At 64.1% G+C, this 4,403-nt stretch carries 5 protein-coding genes; 2 read left to right on the top strand and 3 right to left on the bottom strand.

Annotated elements, in window-relative coordinates; translation table 11 throughout:
* The first annotated feature begins 4 nt into the window (after positions 1–4).
* A complete protein-coding gene (locus R6U20_RS03570; protein WP_410336497.1) occupies positions 5–364 on the top strand; it encodes a DUF6992 family protein in 360 nt (119 codons plus the stop codon).
* Here the strand turns inward: R6U20_RS03570 and R6U20_RS03565 are convergent.
* Positions 248–838, bottom strand: a complete 591-nt coding sequence (locus R6U20_RS03565; RefSeq protein WP_410336496.1) for an FxsA family protein — start codon at positions 836–838, stop codon at positions 248–250. The two genes, R6U20_RS03570 and R6U20_RS03565, sit on opposite strands and share 117 nt — an antisense overlap.
* Before the next feature lie 142 nt (positions 839–980).
* On the opposite strand from R6U20_RS03565, the gene R6U20_RS03560 reads away from it, so the two are divergent.
* Entirely contained in the window at positions 981–2,039 is a 1,059-nt protein-coding gene (locus R6U20_RS03560) for an NAD(P)/FAD-dependent oxidoreductase (protein ID WP_410336495.1), read from the top strand.
* A 75-nt stretch (positions 2,040–2,114) separates the two neighbouring features.
* On the opposite strand, the gene R6U20_RS03555 is transcribed toward R6U20_RS03560, so the two are convergent.
* Together R6U20_RS03555 and R6U20_RS03550 are read right to left on the bottom strand one after the other, a co-directional pair.
* The gene (locus R6U20_RS03555; RefSeq protein ID WP_410336494.1) at positions 2,115–2,960 is read right to left on the bottom strand and encodes a deoxyribonuclease IV; all 846 of its coding nucleotides are present in this window, start codon (positions 2,958–2,960) and stop codon (positions 2,115–2,117) included.
* A 68-nt stretch (positions 2,961–3,028) separates the two neighbouring features.
* Positions 3,029–4,403: glycosyltransferase (locus R6U20_RS03550; RefSeq protein ID WP_410336493.1), on the bottom strand; the 1,375-nt coding region annotated here is incomplete at its 5' end.

The raw sequence follows: 4,403 nt of genomic DNA, 5'->3' as shown, positions 1-4,403 counted from the left end.
GAAAATGGAATTTGATATTGACATTCCGTTGTTAACGCCGTCTTACGCCCGCCATACCACGTGGCGCGGTGCCATTAATGCGGAGCGCCGGTACCACGACATCTTGCTGGCCAATCTGGGACTCAACGTAGGCTATGCCAGCGTGGGCACGGCCATGGTCGTGGCAAGCACGTACAACGTAGATCAGGCTGCCGCGTGGCGCGGGCATGGCAGCGCGCTCATCCTGCAAGGCGCTGGCCTGCTCGTGTTAGACGCCATTGCGTGGCTCGGATCCCGAGGACGCATCGTCGGCTTCCTCAGCATGCCCGGGGACCTCGCGGCTCGATCCTTGCCAGTGGGTGGGGCGCTCACCTGGCGTTTCTGAGTCATCCGGATCGAATCCATCGGGGCGTTCGGGGCCGAAATCAGACATCGAGCCACCCGCAAAGCCTCCACTTCCAAAACCCACGCCGTACTGCACGTTCATCGAGCCCGTCTCCAGCTTGTGCTTAAAGCGCTTCACCAAAAAGCGACGGATGAGGCGGCGCGTGGGCGGCACCAGCCCCAAAAAGCCCACGACATCCGTCAGCACACCCGGCGTAACGAGCAGGGCACCCGCCACCAGAATGATCACGCCGTCTACGATTTCGTTGCCCGGCAAGCCGCCCTGACTCAAGCGTGCATTGAGCTTCTTCCATGTCGAAGCCCCTTCCCGGCGGGCCAGATAGCCCCCCACCACACCCGTCACAAGAATAAGTCCCACTGTGGGCCAGAAGTTGATGAGCTTCTCCACCTGAATGAAGAGCATGAACTCAATGGCAGGCAGCAGCAGAAACAGCAGAACAATACGGAAAAGCATACGGCACACAGCAGCAAGAAAACGGACATCACGACGCAGCTGAACCGAGCTGCGGGGCGTTGCATCCCCCTAAACACACGCATTGGCACGAAGGATTCAACGTGGGCTCGCTTTCCTACCACATAGATACATAAACAGGCAGATGACGAAACGGATTGCCATCATCGGGGCGGGCGCTGCCGGACTCACGGCGGCCTGGCGCCTGCGCAACGCGCCATACGAGGTACAGGTGTTCGAAAAAAGCCGCGGATACACCGGGCGCGCAGCCACCCGCAGTCACGGCGCCGTGCGGTATGACTTCGGGGCCAACTACATCACGCGTCCGCCCGAGCGCATTCGCCAGTTGCTCACCAACACGCTGCCCCACGACGCCCTGGCCACCATCGACCCGCCGGTGTGGACGTTCGACAAGGCGGGAAATCGCGAGCCGGGCGATCCCGAGTCGAACGCTGCGCCGCGGTGGACCTACGCGCACGGCATCAACACGCTGGGCAAGCTGCTGGTCGAAGACGGCAACCTGTCGGTACAGCGTACCACGCGCATCCACCACCTTGCGCGCACAAACGGGGCGTGGCACGTGCATCCCAGTCAGGGGGAGGCGCAGGGGCCGTTCGACGCAGTGTTGTGCACGCCGCCATCGCCGCAGACCGCTGCTATTCTGCAACAGAGTTCGGCAGATGCAGAGAGCGAGACGCACATTCGGCAGTGCATCGCAGCCTTGGAGGCGGCCACGTACGCTCCGCAGTTTGCCTACGTATTCGGACTCGCCGCGCCGCTCCCGCGTCCTGAGCCGTTTCATGCGCTCTTAAACAGCGACCGCGCGCATCCCATTGCCTGGATGAGCATCGAAGATGACAAACCGGGCCGCGTGCCCAGCGGGCAGTCGGTCGTGAGCGCGCAGATGAGTCCCGACTGGACTGCCGGGCGCGTCGACGACGATCCCGCCGCCTACATCGACACCGTGCACGCGCTGGCATCGGACGTGCTGGGCGTGCCGCTTCAGCCACTGGCCTGGACCGATGCGCACCGCTGGCGCTATGCCGCGCCTACCGAGGCAGCCCCCGCAGCGCCGCTCGACGCCGCCCATGAAGTCGGCCTCTACTTTGCCGGCGATTACCGCGTGGGCAAAGGCCGCGTGGCGCTGGCTATGGATAGCGGCTGGGCGCAAGCCGAACGCATCCGCACGACACTGGGCAACTGATCCAGAACGGGGGCAGCGCATCGCAACGAGCGTCCTAACCTCTGATCGACACGGCATACGGCGCGCATCGACGCGTCAGTGTAAAGGCGAAGCGGAGGCGCGCATCTGGCGGACGCGCTCGATGTTGTCGGCATGGCCAAACGCCTCGGTGTTGGGCGTCTCCAGCACGTACGGCAGGTCGCGCAGGGCTGGATGTGTGACAAGGCGCTGCATCCCGTCCATTCCGATGCAGCCCTCGCCAATGTGCGCGTGCTCGTCGCGGTGCGTGCCGCAGTCGTGCTTGGAGTCGTTCAGGTGGATTGCGTGCAGATGCGCCAGGCCGATCACGTCGTCGAAGGTCTGCACTGTAGCATCGACAGCGTCGGGAGTCGATAGGTCGTATCCAGCAGCAAAAACGTGGGCGGTGTCGAGGCAGATGCCCAGCGCGTGGGTCGATTCGCGCAACAGATGAGCCAGTTCTTCAAAGCGGGCGCCGAGCTTGGTGCCGCTGCCCGCATCCGTTTCAATGAGGATGGTCACGCGTTCCGGCACGTCGAGCGCATCGAGCGCGGAGACTGCGTTCTGGAGACCCGCTTCTACCCCTGCGCCGGTATGGGCCCCAGCGTGCACGTTCACGTAGGGGATACCCAGCCGCGCAGCGGTGTCGAGTTCCTGCTGCATCGACTGTATGGACTTGCGGCGCAGGTTGGGCTTGGGGGTGCTCAGGTTCACCAGATAGGACGTGTGGATGAGCCAGGCGCCATCAAGGTGCGCTTCTGTGGCGGTGCGAAACGCCTCGGCTTGCGCATCGCTAATGGACGTATGCGCCCAGATCTGCGGGGCGTGCGTGAAGATCTGTCCGCAGGTGCCGCCAATGGTGCGCTGACGGTCTACGGCGTGCTCTACGCCACCGGCTACGGATACGTGGGCTCCAATGGGCATGGGGGAGGGATGGAGGGATGGAAAGATGGAGGGCGTGGGATTGCTGGTATATCCGGCAGTGCGGGACGTCAGGAGGCAATGGCACTGAGCACCCGGGCCATGCGCTGCGCCTGTCGGGGACGGGTGTGGGTGGAGAGGGCGGTGCGCTGTGCGCCCGACACCGGGGTTCCTCGTATCCAGGCGTCGTGATGAGTTTTAAGCATCTGCTCGGCGGTGCGAGCGTCGTCGCGGGCCACCATGGTGCCGGCGTTGTGCTGGCGGAGGAGCGCCGCCGCATCGCCATTGGGCGGACCGATGCCAATAACGGGACGCTCCGTAGCCAGGTATTCGTAGAGTTTGCTGGTAATCATGCCCGCATCCACCTGAAACGGTTCGATGCAGAGCAGCAGCAGCGCGCTTTCGGCCATGTAGCGGAGCGCCGTGCGGTGGGGCACGAAGGGCACAACGGTCGTGCAGTGCCAGAGTCCGCGCTCGCGCAGGGCCTGCTCCACGACAGGCGCCACGCGGCCCACGAGTTGAAGCTCTAAGGTGGGCAATGCCTCCCTGCTTTGAAGAACAGCCAGCGCATCCCACAGGGCCATCGGATTGCGGTTGGCGTAGAGCGTGCCCACGTGCGAGATCACGAAGCGGTCGCGGCGAACAGCGACATCCAGCGTGCGGAAGTCTGCGGGGGCAAAGCCGTTTTCCACGACCGGCCCCACGGTTGCGCCTTTAGAGGCAAAGAGCTGCTTCCACGACGGACTCACGGTCGTGACGCGCGTGGCGGTCTGCAGCACGCGGCGCTCCAGGGCAGCATCGAGACGACGGGCAAAATCAGTGTGCGGGAGTTCGTCGTAGAACCCGATGTCGGTCCACGGGTCGTGCAGGTCGGCCACCCACGGCGTGCTGCTGAACCGGTGCAGCGTGTGTCCGATGCAGTGCACGGAATGAGGCGCGCCGCTGGTGAGTATGGCATCGTAGCGATGCCTGCGCAGTAGACGTATCCCGCGCCCAACGGCAAAGGGCCACCAGCCGATTCGGGCATCGGGCAGGAAGATGTTGGCGCGGATCCAGCGGGCCAGGCGTTCGGTCCACGAGGCTGCATTCGGATCAAACGACCCGGCGGGGATGGCGTCTTTTGTGCTGCGTGCGCCTTTCAGGCGGGCGTAGAGCGCGTACGGGTCGAGCGCGGGCGTGCGGTGGACTCGCACCGATGGCGGCACTGCCTTCTGCAAGCCAGGGTCGGTCGTGGGATACGCCCCGGCTTGCACCGTGAGCACATCCACCTGCCAGTTGTGATGGGGCAGGCCAAGACTGCCGAGACCGAGCAAACCAGCATCGAGAATCTCAAGAACGATCCGCCGGTCATCGTGTTCCGGGAGGAACTCGCCGTGCTGCTGCTCTACGATGGCCGCGTCAGAGATAACGTCGTTTTTCAGCGCGAGGCCGTCTGTAAGTTGAGTT

The organism is Longimonas sp., from assembly GCF_046498435.1.
In the GTDB taxonomy this organism is placed as follows: domain Bacteria; phylum Bacteroidota; class Rhodothermia; order Rhodothermales; family Salinibacteraceae; genus Longimonas.
This window is presented reverse-complemented; position numbering and strand designations above follow the sequence as displayed.